Raw genomic sequence first — 15,101 nt, forward strand, 5'->3', positions numbered from 1 at the left:
CGCATGCGACTGAAATTCACCAAAATGCACGGGCTGGGCAACGATTTCGTGGTCGTGGACGGCGTGCGCCAGCCGTTGCCTGAAAACGGCCCGCCATTACCGGCGGAAGAATTACGGCGCCTGGGCGACCGGCATTTCGGCATCGGCTTCGATCAGATGCTGGTGGTGCAACCGGCCCGCAAAGAAGGCGTGGATTTTCGCTACCGCATTTTCAACAGCGATGGTTCCGAAGTGAACCAGTGCGGCAACGGCGCCCGCTGCTTCGCCCGCTTCGTCCGTGACGAGGAACTCACCGACAAACACGAGATCCGCGTGGAGACCGCCGCCGGTGAAATGACGTTACGGGTCACCGACGACGGCCTGGTGACCGTGGATATGGGCGCGCCACGCTGGGCTCCCGAAGCCATTCCCTTCACCGCCAAGGCGGAAGCGGACCGCTATTTTCTGGTGGCCGGCAACAACGGCTATGAAGTCTCCGCCGTGGGACTGGGCAATCCCCATTGTGTGCTGTTGGTGGAAAACGTGGACAACGCCCCGGTGGACACCGTCGGGCCGTTACTGGAAAGCCACGAACAGTTTCCCGAGCGGGTCAACGTGGGGTTCATGCAGGTGATCGGCCGTAACGAGATCCGGCTGCGGGTCTATGAGCGCGGCGCCGGTGAAACCCTGGCCTGCGGCTCCGGTGCCTGCGCCGCGGTTTTGTGCGGCCAGCGCCTCGGCCTGCTCGACGATACCGTCACCGTGCACCTGCTCGGCGGCACCCTGCAGGTCCACTATCCTTACAGCAGCCAGGACGGCCACAGCGGCGTATTGATGACAGGGCCGGCAAGCCGTGTCTATGATGGCGCCATCGACATTCCGCAGCCGAGCAAAGCCCGTTGAGCCAACCCACGGGGATGATTTCATGAGCGAGCAAAAGCCCACCAGCGCCGACCAGGTCGCCGCTTTCCTGCGCCAGCACCCGGACTATTTCCAGCAACGGCCGGAGCTGCTGGAGCTGCTGCGGCTGCCGGACGCCCGCGGCCAGGCGGTTTCTTTGCTGGAACGCCAGGCGGCGATCCTGCGCGAACGCAATCAGGAGTTACGCGAACGCCTGAACGGCCTGCTTGATGTGGCACGGGAAAATGACCGTCTGTTCGAACTGACGCGAAGCCTGACCCTGGCCCTGCTGGAAGCACGCACCCCCGACAAGCTGTTCCGGGGCCTGGTGCGTACCCTGGAAGACGACTTCCATTGCGACGCCGTGGCTTTGCTGCTGCACGACCGCGAGATCCCGATTCTCGGCGAATTGCGCAAGCAGGTACGGCTGATCGACGATGAAGCGCTGCCCTCCGGCCTGGCGCCGATGCTACGTCCGGGCAAGTCGGTGTGCGGCGTGTTCCGCCAGGAAGAGCTGAAAGCACTGTTCCAGGACCAGGGCGAGCAGGTGCAATCCGCCGCCCTGATCCCGCTGGATTTCCATGGCCCGGTCGGTCTGCTGGCCATCGGCAGCCGCGACGCCATGCACTTCCGCAGCGGCATGGACACCCTGTTCATCAACCACCTGGGCGACATTCTGGCACGCCGTCTCAGCGAAGTGGGCCGTTCCAGTACCGCCCGCCAGGCGCAACGGGCCTGACCCGGTGACCGCCGCCAGCGACGCTGATTGGGTGGCGGATTTTATCCGTCATCTGGACAGCGAGCGGCGGCTTTCCGCCAACACCGTCAAACATTACCGCCGTGACCTTGAGCGCGCCCGACAGGCCCTGGACAGCCTCCACTGGCGCCGCGTCACGGTGCACGATCTGCGTGCCCTGGTGGCACGGCTGCACCGGCAGGGTCTCGGCGGACGAAGCCTGCAACGCCTGCTGTCCACGTTGCGCACCTTTTTTCACTTCCTGATCCGGGAAGGCCGGGTCAGCGACAATCCAGCCCTGGATATCCGTGCTCCGAAAAGCGGTAAACGGCTGCCCAAGGCCCTGGACGCCGACCAGACCCGCCATTTGCTCGATAGCGAAGGGGCCAGCGGCACGCCTCTGGACCGGCGCGACCAGGCCATGATGGAACTGCTCTATGGCGGCGGCCTGCGGCTGGCGGAATTGATCAGCCTGGATCTGGACAGCGTCGATATCAACGCCGGCCAGGTGCGGGTCACCGGCAAGGGCAACAAAACCCGCCTGCTGCCCGTGGGCAAGCCGGCCCTGGCCGCCCTGCGCCGCTGGCTGTCGGTGCGGGGCCAGTTCACATCCCCGGACCAGCGAGCCCTGTTCGTCAGCCAGCGCGGGCGGCGGGTGTCACCGGCCACGGTGCAGCAGCGGCTGCGTCAGGCCGCGGTTAAGCGGGGCCTTGGCGAGCATCTGCACCCGCATAAGCTGCGCCATTCCTACGCCACCCATCTGCTGGAGTCCTCCGGCGATCTGCGCGCGGTGCAGGAGCTGCTCGGCCACGCCAATCTCAGCACCACCCAGGTCTATACCCACCTGGATTTCCAGCATCTGGCACGGATCTACGACGGCGCCCACCCGCGTGCCCAGCGCAAGAAAGACGATTGATCGCGGCGGATTGATCGGGGATAGTGGATAGCCTGCTGCCCCGATCAACCCGCTGTTCGCCGATTTCCTATGACTGGACTGAAACTGATCACCTTCGACCTGGACAATACCCTCTGGCCGGTGGACGAGGTGATTCGTCAGGCGGAACGCACCTGCGGTGCCTGGATCACCGAGCATCATCCGGAGGCGTCCGCGGCGCTGACCGCCGAGCGCATCCGCTCGGTACGTGACCGGCTGATCGGCGAGCAACCGGACTATCTCAACAATCTGACCCGGCTGCGCCGGGACGCCATGGCCCAGGCCTTTATCGAGGCCGGCTTCGCTGAGCGCGAGGCCCGCCACATCGCCCAGGATGCCTTTCTGGTGTTCCACGAAGCGCGCAATAAAGTCAGTTTTTTCCCCGGCGCGCTGGAAGTGCTGGAAACCCTGGCGGACAGCTACACCCTGGGCGCGCTCAGCAACGGCAACGCCGACCTGGAGCGAATCGGCATTCGCGATCTGTTTGCTTTCCACCATTCAGCGGAAAGCATCGGCAAACGCAAACCGGAAGCGGACATGTTCCGCGCCGCCCTGCACAGCGCCGGCGTCACCGCCACCCAGGCGGTGCATGTGGGCGACCATCCACTGGAGGATGTGGACGCGGCACGTCAGCATGGTTTCCATGCGGTGTGGGCCAATCTGATCGATCTGTCCTGGCCTTCGGATCTGGATCAGCCGAGCCATTACATCCACAACCTTCACGAACTCACCGACCTGCTGCCCCTGTTCGATGACTGATCAAACGCAACGTCTCACCACCCTGCTCGACCAACTGCAACGGGAACTGCAACGGCTGGATCTGTGGGAAACACGGCCGCCCGCGCCCGAGGCCTTCGAGAGCCTTACCCCGTTTTTCGCCGATACCATGGTGTTCAGCCAGTGGCTGCAATGGGTGTTCATCGCCCGATTCCGGGCCCTGCTGGAAGGGGAGTACCCGCTGCCGGCGCAGTGCGACGTGGCACCGATGGCGGAGGAAGCACTGAAGGATCTGCCTCAGGACACCGAGGCGCTGGTGACGGTGCTGAAGGAATTCGACGACCACTTTCCGGGGTAACCCGGCCTCGCGAACAAGAATTCCAAGGTTTCTACAAGGCCGCTGTAGGAGCTTGCCCTGCAAGCGAATCTTCTAGGGTCAAACCCTTCGCTTGCAGGGCAAGCTCCTACAGCGGCTTCGTAGTCCGGTCTGTGGGAAACGGCCGGGCGGCCCTCCGCTCAAGAGCCGCGACCGGTCCGCCTCCGATCAGCCCGCCATGGACAGAATCTTGTCCACCAGCTTCTCGATACCCGCGGCGGCTTCCTTGATGCTGCCGGCTTCCATGTAGGCCGGCGTGGTCACCAGACGGTTTTCCTCGTCGACGACAAAGTCGTCCACCGGACACGGTTGATGGCGCCCGCCCATCTGTTCGATGGCGGCGGCCACTTCGGTGTTGGAGCCGATGGTACAGGTGGCGTCGCCGAACAGCAGACCGGTCATGGTCGGGGAAATGCAGATCAGGCCCACGGGCTTGCCGGCCTTGTGCACGGCCTGGATGAAGTCCTTCACCGGCGGATGGATGCTCATCTCCGCCCCTTTGAAGGCGAAGTCACACAGGTTCTTGGCGACACCGAACCCACCGGGCACGATCAGGGCGTCATAGTCTTCCGCTTTCGCCTGACCCAGCTCGATCACTTCACCGCGCGCCAGCCGCGCCGCTTCCTTGAGCACATTGCGGGTCTCGCCCTCGTCCACCTCGCCGGTGAGGTGATTGATCACATGCGCCTGCTCGATGTCCGGCGCGATGCACTGATAGGTCACACCGGCCCGGTCCAGGGCCAGCAAGGTAATGGTGGTCTCATAGATTTCGCTGCCGTCATAGACGCCACAGCCTGCCAGTAATACGGCTACTTTCATGAATGCTCTCCTCGTATTTCGGATCCGTCACTGTCACCCCGCAACAACTGACCACTGCCAGCGCCGCAGGCCACCACGGATTTCATCATCTGCTCGACACCCACTTGCGGGTGCCGGGTCACCAGATCTTCGTGCACATGGTATATGAAACCGGTGGTGGGATTGGGCCCGGTGGGCACGAACACGGTCACCCGGCCATTATCATGGTGCGAGGTTATCAAACCCATCACCGAGACGTCCGCCTGACGTCCGTACAGCCATATCTGGGCCACTTCACCCCGATGAAAAGGACTGTCCTCATCCTTGCCGAAAACCTGAAGAATGATTTCCTTGACCAGCCGGTAGCCCGGCAACCGGGTCATGGTGCGCGCCTCGAAGCGCTGCCACAACCAGCTTCCCAGGCGGGTCGCCACCAGGGTGCCCACCAGAAAACAGAACACCACCAGCACCGCCACCACCACCCAGTCGGCGGCGAACTTCGGCAACCCGAAGGTATGCACCACGAATCGGGTGAACGGCGCGATCAGGCTGGTGACCGCATCGTAAAGCCACTTGAAGAAGAACGCGATGATCGAGATCGGCAGCAGAATGATGACACCGCCGATCAGCGATTTGCGCACGAAAAACCAAAAACCTCGGTCCGCTTTCATGGGGCTGCTTCCGGAAACTGATACCAGATTTTGTTGACGTAGAGACAACGTTCCCCGGCGGGGGTTCTCACCCAGGCTTCGTCGTCCTCCCGTTTGCCAAGCAAGGCGCGGGCCAGGGGCGCATCGACGCTGATGTAACCGCGTCCGCCGTCGGCCTCATCCGGCCCGACCAGGCGGTACCGGTGAGTCGCGCCGTCCTCGTCTTCCACTTCCACCCAGGCGCCAAAGAAGACCTTGCCGGTATCCTCCGGCGGACGGTCCACCACCACCATGCCGTCCAGGCGTTTGCTGAGAAAGCGAATCCGGCGATCGATTTCGCGCAGCTGCTTCTTGCCGTAGATATACTCGGCATTCTCCGAACGATCCCCCTGGGCGGCGGCCTCCTGTACCGCCTGCGTCACCTGGGGGCGGGTCTCTTTCCACAGGGTCTGCAATTCCCGGTTCATGGCTTGATAGCCCTCGGGCGTGATGTATTTTGAACCCGGTTTGCCTTGGGGTCGCCAACGTCCCATAACTTTCCTCAGAACCTGTTTACCGATCCAGTCCGCCGGCATTGGTGCCCTTTTGCCGGCGCTGCTACACTGCCCACGCGCGCACCGCGCTATCATCTCTCGATTGTCACGCCACGGCCAGCGGCGACCCCGGGGCCCGGCGTTGATCCGTTACCGAGACCGCTTACCGAGTCCCTTTATCGAGGCTCTTTGATCGAGGTAGTGCTCTATGTCCTTTCCCCGTGCCCCCTGGCCGCATACCCGCATGCGTCGCATGCGCAAAGACGATTTTTCCCGCCGCATGATGCGCGAGTCCGTGCTCACGCCCAGCGACCTGATCTACCCGGTGTTCATCATCGAAGGCGAGAACCGTACCGAAACGGTGGCTTCCATGCCCGGCGTGGAACGCATGAGCATCGATCTGTTGTGCCGTGAGGCGGAGGAACTGGCCGCCCTGGGCGTCCCGGCCATGGCCCTGTTCCCGTCCACTCCGGCGGAGGCCAAAAGCCTGGACGCGGCGGAAGCCTGGAACCCGGACGGTCTGGTGCAGCGCTGTACCCGGGCGATCAAGGCGGCGGTGCCGGCAATGGCGGTGATCACCGACGTGGCCCTGGACCCGTTCACCATTCACGGCCAGGACGGCATCCTCGACGAAGACGGCTACGTGCTCAACGAGGAAACGGTGCAGGCGCTGGTGCGCCAGGCTCTGTCCCATGCCGAGGCCGGCGCCGATTTCGTCGCGCCGTCGGACATGATGGACGGCCGTATCGGCGAGATCCGCCAGGCCCTGGAAGACAACCACCACATCCTCACTCGCATCATGGCTTACTCCGCCAAGTACGCTTCCGCCTACTACGGCCCATTCCGCGACGCGGTGGGCTCCGCCGGCAATCTGGGCAAGGCGGACAAGAACACTTATCAGATGGACCCGGGCAACTCCGACGAGGCGTTGCACGAAATCGCCCTGGATCTGGCCGAGGGCGCCGACGTGGTGATGGTGAAGCCGGGCATGCCCTATCTGGATGTGATCCGGCGAGTCAAGGACGAGTTCAAAGTGCCGGTGTTCGCCTACCAAGTCAGCGGCGAATACGCCATGCACATGGCCGCGTTCCAGAACGGCTGGCTGGATGAAGACAAGGTCATGATGGAGTCCCTGCTGGCGTTCAAGCGGGCCGGCGCCAGCGGCATCCTCACCTATTTCGCCAAACGCGCGGCGCAACGGCTGCAGAACCAGCCCTCCTGAGCAGGCCGCCGCCCTGATCGCGGTCCATGGACCACTACTGTCCCGCAGTTTTATTCATCAAATTGGGAAGATCTGGCTTTGCCGTACTTTCCGATGCAACGTGGTCTTGACGTCATGAATCAGGGACAGCGCCGCTAAGGACGTCTCACCCTCTCCCCCGGCCCCTCTCCCCTCAAGGGAGAGGGGAGCAAACCAAACCTGTCTATTCGGTCCCCTCTCCCTTGAGGGGAGAGGGACAGGGAGAGGGTGAAACAGCGGCCAAATTTGGCACAGACTCAACTGTGTGGGACAGCACTGGTCCACGGAGCGCGACGTTTTCCGCTGTTCACTGTTAACTATCAACTGTTAACTGCTCCATCCCCTCTTCCTGTCATTCTCTTGTCACGTTAATGTCATCTAATGAGCGCCTCCCCCGGGCCAGGATGACATCATGAACGCCAACACCAATCAGCCGTCCATGGACTTGAACAGCCCCGAGCACTACATCAACCGCGAACTGAGCCTGCTGCAGTTCAACCTGCGGGTGCTGGAGCAGGCCATGGATGAGCGTCACCCTCTGATGGAGCGTCTCAACTTCCTGCTGATCTTCTCCTCCAACATGGATGAGTTCTTCGAGATCCGGGTGGCGGGGCTGCGCAATCAGATGGAGACCGGCACCGGCACGCCGGGACCGGACGGCATGCTGCCCCAGGAAGTGCTGGCGGACATCTCGCGCATTACCCACGAAGCAGTGCAGCGCCAGTATCATATTCTCCAGGGCATCATTTTGCCGGCGTTGGCGGAAGAGGGCGTGCATTTCCTGCGTCGTGAAGACTGGAACGCCGCCCAGGCCGAATGGGTCAAGAAATACTTCCGTGACCAGGTCTACCCGGTGCTCACGCCCATCGCCCTGGACCCGGCCCACCCGTTCCCGCGACTGGTCAACAAGAGTCTCAACTTCATCGTGCCGCTGGACGGAAAGGACGCGTTCGGCCGCTCCACGGGGCTGGCCATCGTGCCCGCACCGCGCTCACTGCCGCGCCTGATCCGACTGCCCGACGAAGTGTGCGAAAACGGCGACGACAATTTCATCTTTCTCTCCTCCATGATCCATGCCCACGTCAGCGATCTGTTTCCAGGCATGAAAGCCACCGGCTGCTACCAGTTCCGCGTCACCCGCAACGCGGATCTGGAGGTGGACGAGGACGTGGAGGATCTGGCCAGCGCGCTCAAAGGGGAGCTGCTGTCCCGGCGCTACGGCGATGAGGTGCGGCTGGAAGTGGCGGATAACTGCCCGCAGCATCTGATCGATTATCTGCTGGAACAGTTTGAACTGGGTCAGGTAGACGCCTATAAGGCCAACGGGCCGGTGAACCTGGCGCGCATGTTCACCAGCGTCAACCGGCCGCGCCTGCACTATCCGCCTTTCACCCCGCGGGTGCCGGCACCGGTGCGCAAGTACGAAAGCATTTTCGATGCCATCGATCAGGGCGATATCCTGCTGCACCACCCGTTCGAGAGTTTCAGCCCAGTGGTCAATCTGCTGGCCGAAGCGGCCCGGGATCCCAAGGTTCTGGCGATCAAACAAACCCTGTATCGCACCGGCACCAACTCGGAAATTCTGGATCATCTGGAAACCGCCGCCCGTAATGGCAAGGAAGTTATCGCCGTGGTGGAACTGCGCGCCCGCTTCGACGAGGAGTCCAACATCGAGGGCGCCCGCCGCCTGCAGGAAGCCGGCGCCATCGTGGTGTACGGCGTGGTGGGTTATAAAACCCACTCGAAGATGCTGCTGGTGCTGCGCCGGGACGGCGACGGCATGAAGCGCTACGCCCATCTGGGCACTGGCAATTACCACACCAAAACCACCAAGTTCTACACCGACTACGGGCTGCTCACCGCCGAGCCGGGAATCTGCCAGGACGTGCACAAGATCTTCCAGGAACTCACCGGCATGGGTAAGGCGGCACGGCTCAAGCAACTCAAGCATGCGCCGTTCACCCTGCATCCAAGCCTGATGGAATGGATCGAGTTCGAGACCGAGCAGGCCCGTGCCGGCAAACCGGCGCGGATCATCGCCAAGTTCAACTCCCTGACCGAAGAACGCATCATGCAGGCGCTGTACCGGGCCAGCCAGGCGGGGGTGGAGATCGATTTGATCGTGCGCGGGATCTGCTGTTTGCGACCGGGCATCCCCGGTCTGTCGGAAAATATCCGGGTACGCTCCATCATCGGCCGCTTCCTGGAGCACACCCGCATCTACCATTTCCACCACGCCGGCGAGGATCTGGTGTACTGCGCCAGTGCCGACTGGATGGACCGCAATCTGTTCAATCGGGTGGAAACCTGCTTCCCGGTCAATGACCCCAAACTCAAGAAGCAAATACTGGAAGAAGGACTGCACTTCTATCTGCGAGACAATACCCAGGCCTGGCTGTTGAGCGCGGATGGCAGCTATCAACGCGCCGAACCGGCCGCCGGCGAGGAGCCGTTCCTGGCTCAACAGGCTTTGCTGGAAGCACTGAGCAACGGCTGACCGGCCTCCTCGTGAGCCCGCAGCTTCCCATTGAGGGGGCTACGAAGCCACTGTAGGAGCCAGCCCTGCTGGCGAATCTCTCGGGATGCCCAGAGCTCAATTCGCTTGCAAGGCAAGCTCCTACAGTGGCCTTGCAGCAATCGCTGAATCCGGGTCCCCGAAACCCGCCAGAATTTGGGGTAGCGGAGGGTCCACGGATCGCGATTCAGGTCACGACAAGGCGATAGCCGCTGCTCTGGAAGAACTCCTGCTCCTGTTCCAGATCCGCCTGGGTCAGCGGGTGCTCGGCCAGCCAGCCTGGCGGGAAGCTCAGGGTCACCACCTCGCCGTCGACGGCCAGGGTCAGCGGCGGCAGCGGCTCGTCGCTGCGCGCATGGTGCAGGCGACAAGCCAGACGCAGCAGCAGACACAACCGCAGCAGCGGCTCCCGTTCTTCATCGTCCCACTCCGATAGCGCCGACAGCGGCAGTTTGCGGCGGTGACCACGCACCAGTAGCGCCACCGCCGCCTGTTCCTGGCGCGAGAAGCCGGGCAGGTCGGCGTTGGAAAGCATGTAGGCGCCGTGCTTGTGGAATTGGCTGTGAGAGACGGTCAGGCCCACTTCATGCAATAACGCCGCCCAGCGCAGGGTGTCCAGCAGGGCCTCATCATTCAGCGACCACTGGTCCGCCACCGACCGGTGCAACGTCATCACGGTGTCGTGTACGCGGCGCGCCTGGGCCGGCTCCACCCGATAACGATCCATTACCGCCTGCACGCTGCGCTCACGAACATCCTCGTGGGTAAAACGCCCCAACAGGTCATAGAGCAACCCTTCGCGCAGGGCACCGGCGGATACCGTCATATGGGTAATGCCCAGCTGCCGGAAGATCCCCAGCAAGATGGCCAGTCCGGAGGCAAAAATCGGCTTGCGGTCCTCGCGCAGGCCTTTCAGGGACAAGGCGTCCACGGAACCGGCTTTCACCGCCTTGCGGGCAATTTTCTCCAGCGCCTCCACAGTAATGCCCTGATCGGTCAGGCCGCCTTCCTCGCACACCTGGGCAATGGCCTTGATAGTGCCGGAAGCACCCACCGCCTGGGTCCACCCCATCCGCCGGTAATTGGCCTCGATCGACAGCACTTCCTGGCGGGCGGCGGTGACCGCTCTGGCCATGCCCGATTCGGTGATACGGCCATCGGCGAAGAAGCGCTGGCGGAAACTGACACAGCCCATATGCAGGGACTCGGTTTCCACTGCCTCGAACCCCTCGCCGATGATCAGCTCACTGGACCCGCCGCCAATATCCACCACCAGCCGGCTGCCGCCGTTGGCGGCGAGACTGTGCGCCACACCGAGATAGATCAGGCGCGCTTCTTCGCGGCCGGCCACCACCTCGATGTCATGGCCCAGAACCTGCTCGGCGCGGGCGATAAACGCCTTGGCGTTACGGGCCATGCGCAGGGTGTTGGTACCCACCACCCGGACATTGCCCCGGCGCACTCCGGTGATCCGCTGAGCAAACCGCGCCAGGCATTCCAGTGCCCGCTGCTGGGTTTCCTCATCCAGCCGGTTATCGCTGTCCAGACCGCTGCCCAGCTGCACTTTTTCCGAGAGACCTTCCAGCAGGCGTACTTCTCCCTGATCCTGACGCGCCACCACCATATGAAAACTATTGGAGCCCAGATCGATGGCCGCCAGTTGCTCGCCTTGTCGCAAATTGTTCCCTCTCTGCCAAGCTGCGGAAGTGGCGACCGTCACCGGCGCGCCCTGTGAGTTGATTTTCGGCGCCGCAACGGCGCGCCGCAACCAGCAATCGACCTTGCCATAGGGTCCGACTGTCAGCGTAATCGACCCTCACGCTTGAAATCCCGCGTTGCCGGCCCGATAGTATCAATCCCGCGAAACCCTTAAGCAGGAGATATTCATGAGCGGCGAGATTATCAACGTCACCGACGCCGACTTCGAGGACAAGGTCCTCAAGGCGGACGGTCCGGTTCTGGTGGACTACTGGGCACCGTGGTGCGGCCCGTGCAAGATGGTGGCGCCGATCCTGGAAGACCTGTCCAAGGAATACGCCGACAAGCTGACCATCGCCAAGCTGAACATCGACGAGAACCCGGATACCCCGCGCAAGTACGGCGTACGGGGCATCCCGACTCTCACCGTGTTCAAGAACGGCGACGTCGAAGCCACCAAAGTGGGGGCGCTGTCCAAGTCCCAGCTCTCCGCTTTCCTGGACAGCACCCTGTAGTACGCTGTCAGTCCCGGCCAGCCCGTAATCAATTCGTCCCCGATCAGTTTGATTATGGGCTGGACAGGCGCCGACTCACGGTGGTACATTCCAAAACCAGCGTTTTCGCACCCTCAAGCAGGGGATCTCTAATTCGTTTGTTCTTGAGTTAAGATTCACCCATGGCCTCGCGTCAGGGGCGGCATCGGTGGGTGATTTTCGGCAGGGGGACATCCCTTCATTATCCATGATTCGACAACGGGCCTGAGCACACCGGCCGGATGTCCTGATATTTCCCACCGAAACCTCACGAACCAATCAATTAGAGATTTCCACGGCTTTGCCGGCTAAGCGCTCCAGAACGACGTGCCCTCATCGTAGGGACAACGAATCCGATAATCGGACTTTCATAAAACAACACCGTCCCCAGGTGTTTTCCAATCATTCATTCTCTAGACACCCAACACACCAATGAATCTGACCGAACTGAAGCAGAAGCCTATTGGCGAACTCCTGGACATCGCCAAGGAACTGGGCCTGGAAAACCTGGCCCGTACCCGCAAACAAGACGTCATCTTCTCGATTCTGAAGAGAGCCGCCAAAAACGGCTCGGACATTTACGGCGACGGCGTCTTGGAGATTCTTCAGGATGGCTTTGGCTTTTTACGTTCCGCCGAAGGCTCCTATCTGGCGGGACCGGATGACATCTATGTGTCACCGAGCCAGATTCGTCGCTTCAATCTGCGCACCGGCGATACCATTTCCGGCAAGATCCGGCCTCCCAAGGATGGCGAACGCTATTTCGCCATGCTCAAGGTCAACGAGATCAATTTCGACAAGCCGGAAAACGCCAAGAACAAGATTCTGTTTGAAAACCTGACGCCGCTGTTTCCCACCGAGCGGCTGGTCATGGAAGTGGGCAACGGCTCCACCGAGGACATCACCGCCCGGGTGATCGATCTGGTGGCGCCGATCGGCAAAGGGCAACGCGGCCTGATCGTGGCCCCGCCGAAAGCCGGTAAAACCATGCTCCTGCAGAACATCGCCCACTCCATCGCCCGCAACAACCCCGAATCCCACATGATCGTGCTGCTGATCGACGAACGTCCCGAAGAGGTGACGGAGATGTCGCGCACGGTACGCGGTGAGGTCGTGGCCTCCACCTTCGACGAACCGCCCGCTCGCCACGTGCAAGTAGCGGAAATGGTGATCGAAAAGGCCAAGCGTCTGGTCGAGCACAAGCAGGACGTGATCATCCTGCTGGATTCCATCACTCGTCTGGCGCGCGCCTACAACACCGTGCAGCCCAGCTCCGGCAAGGTTCTGACCGGTGGTGTGGATGCCCACGCCCTGGAGAAACCGAAACGTTTCTTCGGTGCCGCCCGGAACATCGAGGAAGGGGGCAGCCTGACCATTCTCGCCACCGCGCTGGTGGAAACCGGCTCCAAGATGGACGAGGTAATCTACGAGGAGTTCAAGGGCACCGGCAACATGGAACTGCACCTGGACCGCAAGGTATCCGAAAAGCGTGTGTTCCCGGCCATCAACATCAGGAAGTCCGGCACCCGTCGCGAAGAGCGGCTGGTCAGCGAAGACGAACTGCAGAAGATGTGGATCCTACGCAAAGTGCTGCATCCGATGGATGAGATCGGCGCCATGGAGTTCCTGTTGGACCGCATGAAACAGACCAAGACCAATCTGGAATTCTTCGAGTCAATGAAGCGCAAATAATCCGCGCTGACCTCGAGAAAGACAGCGAAAGGCCCGTCCCGGATACCCGAGACGGGCCTTTCGCGTTCTCACACCGGATTATTTACCGGCGGTGAGCGTGTTGTAGCTGGTCATCAGATTCCGGTAATCCGGAATATGTTTCGAGAACAGCGCAGCCAGCCCTTCAACGTCGTTACGCCAGTCACGGTGCAGTTCGCAGGCGGTACCGAACCAGGTCATCAGTTGCGCGCCGGCGGCGGACATCCGATCCCAGGCGGCATCCCGGGTAAGCGGATCGAAGGTACCGGAGGCATCGGTAACCACGAACACCTCGAAATCCTCCTCCAGTGCCGACAGAGCCGGAAAGGCCACACACACTTCCGTCACCACACCCGCGATGATCAGTTGCTTCTTGCCGGTGGCTTTCACCGCCTTGACGAAATCCTCGTTATCCCAGGCGTTGATCTGACCCGGCCGGGCGATGTACGGCGCATCGGGGAACAGCGCTTTCAGTTCCGGGATCAGCGGACCGTTGGGGCCGTCCTCGAAGCTGGTGGTCAGGATGGTGGGCAGATTGAAGTACTTGGCCAGATCCGCCAGCGCCAGCACGTTGTTGTTGAACTTGTCCGGCTCGATGTCCCGAACCAGCGACAACAAGCCTGCCTGATGATCAACCAATAACACGGCGGCATCATCTTTGTTCAAACGGTTGTATTGCTTACCCATGATCAATCTCCTCAATTGGTTTGCCTTGCCCGTTGGGTTATCGCTGCCGACAACCTCGTCGAAGGATCAAGATATCGCGGGTGCGAACATCTTGATGATCATGTTATTAATGGAACTCTGAGTCGTGTAGATAGTAAATTTGTCACTCAGTGTTCTATTAATGGAACGATAACAGGCCTGATCTTGGAAAACCTCAACGACCTCTATTACTACGTGAAGACCGTGGAACACGGCGGTTTTGCCCCCGCCGGCCGCGCCCTGGGCCAGCCGAAATCGAAACTCAGCCGGCGCGTGGCGGCGCTGGAGGAACGCCTGGGCGTGCGTCTGTTACACCGCTCCACCCGGCATTTCTCCGTCACGGAGATCGGGCGCACCTACTACGACCACTGCAAGGCGATGCTGGTGGAAGCCGAGGCCGCCCAGGACGCCATAGACAGCGTACGCGCCAGCCCCAAAGGGGTCATCCGGCTGACCTGCCCGGTGACCCTGCTGCATGTGCATATTGGCGCCTTCCTGGCGGACTTCATGACCCGCTACCCGGAAGTCACCGTGCATCTGGAAGCCACCAATCGGCGCGTGGATGTGATCAACGAGGGCATTGATGTGGCGATTCGGGTGCGGCCTCCGCCGCTGGAAGACAGTGATCTGGTGCTGAAGGTGCTCTCGGACCGCCATCCGGCAATGGTGGCCAGCCCGGCAATGGTGGCGCGTCACGGGCTACCGGCAACGCCTGAAGCGCTGAGTGAATGGCCGAGCCTGGCACTGAGCAACCCGCAATCCAGCTATGTCTGGGTTCTGTACGGCCCCGATGAGCACCAGGCCACCGTGCCTCACCATCCCCGCTTCGTCACCACCGACATGATTGCCCTGCGCCGGGCGGCGGTGGCGGGAGTAGGCGTGGTGCAGTTGCCGTTGCTGGCCGTGCGTCGGCAGTTGGACGACGGCAGCCTGATTCATCTGCTGCCGGACTGGGCACCACGCCGGGATATCATCCACGCGGTGTTTCCATCACGACGGGGCCTGTTACCGGCGGTGCGGACCCTGATCGACGAACTGGCTCTGTTTTACCAGTCCTTCGAGGAACGCTGAACGGAC

Annotated in this window: 15 protein-coding genes; 10 read left to right on the forward strand and 5 right to left on the reverse strand. The window is 61.8% G+C overall.

Annotation, left to right across the window (positions count from 1 at the left end; genetic code table 11):
* Positions 1-3: 3 nt before the first annotated feature.
* The 5 genes from dapF to B5T_RS20030 all read left to right on the forward strand — a co-directional run bounded on the left by dapF (position 4) and on the right by B5T_RS20030 (position 3,624).
* Positions 4-882 carry a diaminopimelate epimerase gene (gene dapF, locus B5T_RS20010; protein ID WP_014996343.1) on the forward strand — a complete coding sequence of 293 codons (879 nt, stop codon included), beginning with the start codon at positions 4-6 and terminating at the stop codon, positions 880-882.
* 22 nt (positions 883-904) lie between these two features.
* Complete coding sequence (locus tag B5T_RS20015; protein WP_014996344.1) at positions 905-1,618, forward strand: DUF484 family protein; 714 nt, start codon at positions 905-907, stop codon at positions 1,616-1,618.
* A 4-nt stretch (positions 1,619-1,622) separates the two neighbouring features.
* Positions 1,623-2,531: a tyrosine recombinase XerC gene (xerC, locus tag B5T_RS20020; RefSeq protein ID WP_014996345.1), complete on the forward strand. Its 909-nt coding sequence runs from the start codon at positions 1,623-1,625 to the stop codon at positions 2,529-2,531.
* A gap of 69 nt (positions 2,532-2,600) precedes the next feature.
* Entirely contained in the window at positions 2,601-3,308 is a 708-nt protein-coding gene (locus tag B5T_RS20025; RefSeq protein WP_014996346.1) for an HAD family hydrolase, read from the forward strand.
* Complete coding sequence (locus B5T_RS20030; RefSeq protein WP_014996347.1) at positions 3,301-3,624, forward strand: YqcC family protein; 324 nt, start codon at positions 3,301-3,303, stop codon at positions 3,622-3,624. Before B5T_RS20025 ends, B5T_RS20030 begins: the two co-directional genes overlap by 8 nt.
* Before the next feature lie 186 nt (positions 3,625-3,810).
* On the opposite strand, the gene elbB is transcribed toward B5T_RS20030, so the two are convergent.
* Genes elbB through greB form a run of 3 tightly spaced genes read right to left on the reverse strand, consistent with a single transcriptional unit; the run spans position 3,811 to position 5,623 of the window.
* Positions 3,811-4,461, reverse strand: coding sequence for an isoprenoid biosynthesis glyoxalase ElbB (gene elbB / locus B5T_RS20035; protein ID WP_014996348.1), 651 nt, complete (start codon positions 4,459-4,461; stop codon positions 3,811-3,813).
* The gene (locus B5T_RS20040; RefSeq protein WP_014996349.1) at positions 4,458-5,111 is read right to left on the reverse strand and encodes a DUF502 domain-containing protein; all 654 of its coding nucleotides are present in this window, start codon (positions 5,109-5,111) and stop codon (positions 4,458-4,460) included. Before B5T_RS20040 ends, elbB begins: the two co-directional genes overlap by 4 nt.
* The gene (greB, locus tag B5T_RS20045) at positions 5,108-5,623 is read right to left on the reverse strand and encodes a transcription elongation factor GreB (protein WP_041717154.1); all 516 of its coding nucleotides are present in this window, start codon (positions 5,621-5,623) and stop codon (positions 5,108-5,110) included. Before greB ends, B5T_RS20040 begins: the two co-directional genes overlap by 4 nt.
* A 208-nt stretch (positions 5,624-5,831) precedes the next feature.
* Here greB and hemB point away from each other — a divergent pair, with 208 nt between their 5' ends.
* Together hemB and ppk1 are read left to right on the forward strand one after the other, a co-directional pair.
* Positions 5,832-6,845 (forward strand): porphobilinogen synthase, encoded by a 1,014-nt coding sequence (hemB, locus tag B5T_RS20050; protein ID WP_014996351.1) that lies wholly within the window; start codon positions 5,832-5,834, stop codon positions 6,843-6,845.
* Positions 6,846-7,275: 430 nt separating this feature from the next.
* On the forward strand, positions 7,276-9,360 hold the full coding sequence (ppk1, locus tag B5T_RS20055; protein ID WP_014996352.1) for a polyphosphate kinase 1: 2,085 nt from the start codon (positions 7,276-7,278) through the stop codon (positions 9,358-9,360).
* Between the two features lie 205 nt (positions 9,361-9,565).
* Here ppk1 and ppx read toward each other — a convergent pair whose 3' ends face one another.
* A complete protein-coding gene (gene ppx / locus B5T_RS20060) occupies positions 9,566-11,056 on the reverse strand; it encodes an exopolyphosphatase (protein ID WP_014996353.1) in 1,491 nt (496 codons plus the stop codon).
* Between the two features lie 208 nt (positions 11,057-11,264).
* Between ppx and trxA the strand changes: the two genes are divergently transcribed.
* Both trxA and rho read left to right on the forward strand, forming a co-directional pair.
* Positions 11,265-11,591: a thioredoxin TrxA gene (gene trxA, locus B5T_RS20065; protein ID WP_014996354.1), complete on the forward strand. Its 327-nt coding sequence runs from the start codon at positions 11,265-11,267 to the stop codon at positions 11,589-11,591.
* Positions 11,592-12,041: 450 nt separating this feature from the next.
* The gene (gene rho / locus B5T_RS20070) at positions 12,042-13,301 is read left to right on the forward strand and encodes a transcription termination factor Rho (protein WP_014996355.1); all 1,260 of its coding nucleotides are present in this window, start codon (positions 12,042-12,044) and stop codon (positions 13,299-13,301) included.
* Between the two features lie 78 nt (positions 13,302-13,379).
* Here the strand turns inward: rho and ycaC are convergent, their stop codons facing one another.
* Positions 13,380-14,006: an isochorismate family cysteine hydrolase YcaC gene (gene ycaC, locus B5T_RS20075; RefSeq protein WP_014996356.1), complete on the reverse strand. Its 627-nt coding sequence runs from the start codon at positions 14,004-14,006 to the stop codon at positions 13,380-13,382.
* A gap of 183 nt (positions 14,007-14,189) precedes the next feature.
* Here ycaC and B5T_RS20080 point away from each other — a divergent pair, with 183 nt between their 5' ends.
* Positions 14,190-15,095 carry a LysR family transcriptional regulator gene (locus B5T_RS20080; protein ID WP_014996357.1) on the forward strand — a complete coding sequence of 302 codons (906 nt, stop codon included), beginning with the start codon at positions 14,190-14,192 and terminating at the stop codon, positions 15,093-15,095.
* Positions 15,096-15,101 lie beyond the last annotated feature (6 nt).

Source organism: Alloalcanivorax dieselolei B5 (assembly GCF_000300005.1).
GTDB classification, from domain to species: Bacteria; Pseudomonadota; Gammaproteobacteria; order Pseudomonadales; family Alcanivoracaceae; genus Alloalcanivorax; species Alloalcanivorax dieselolei.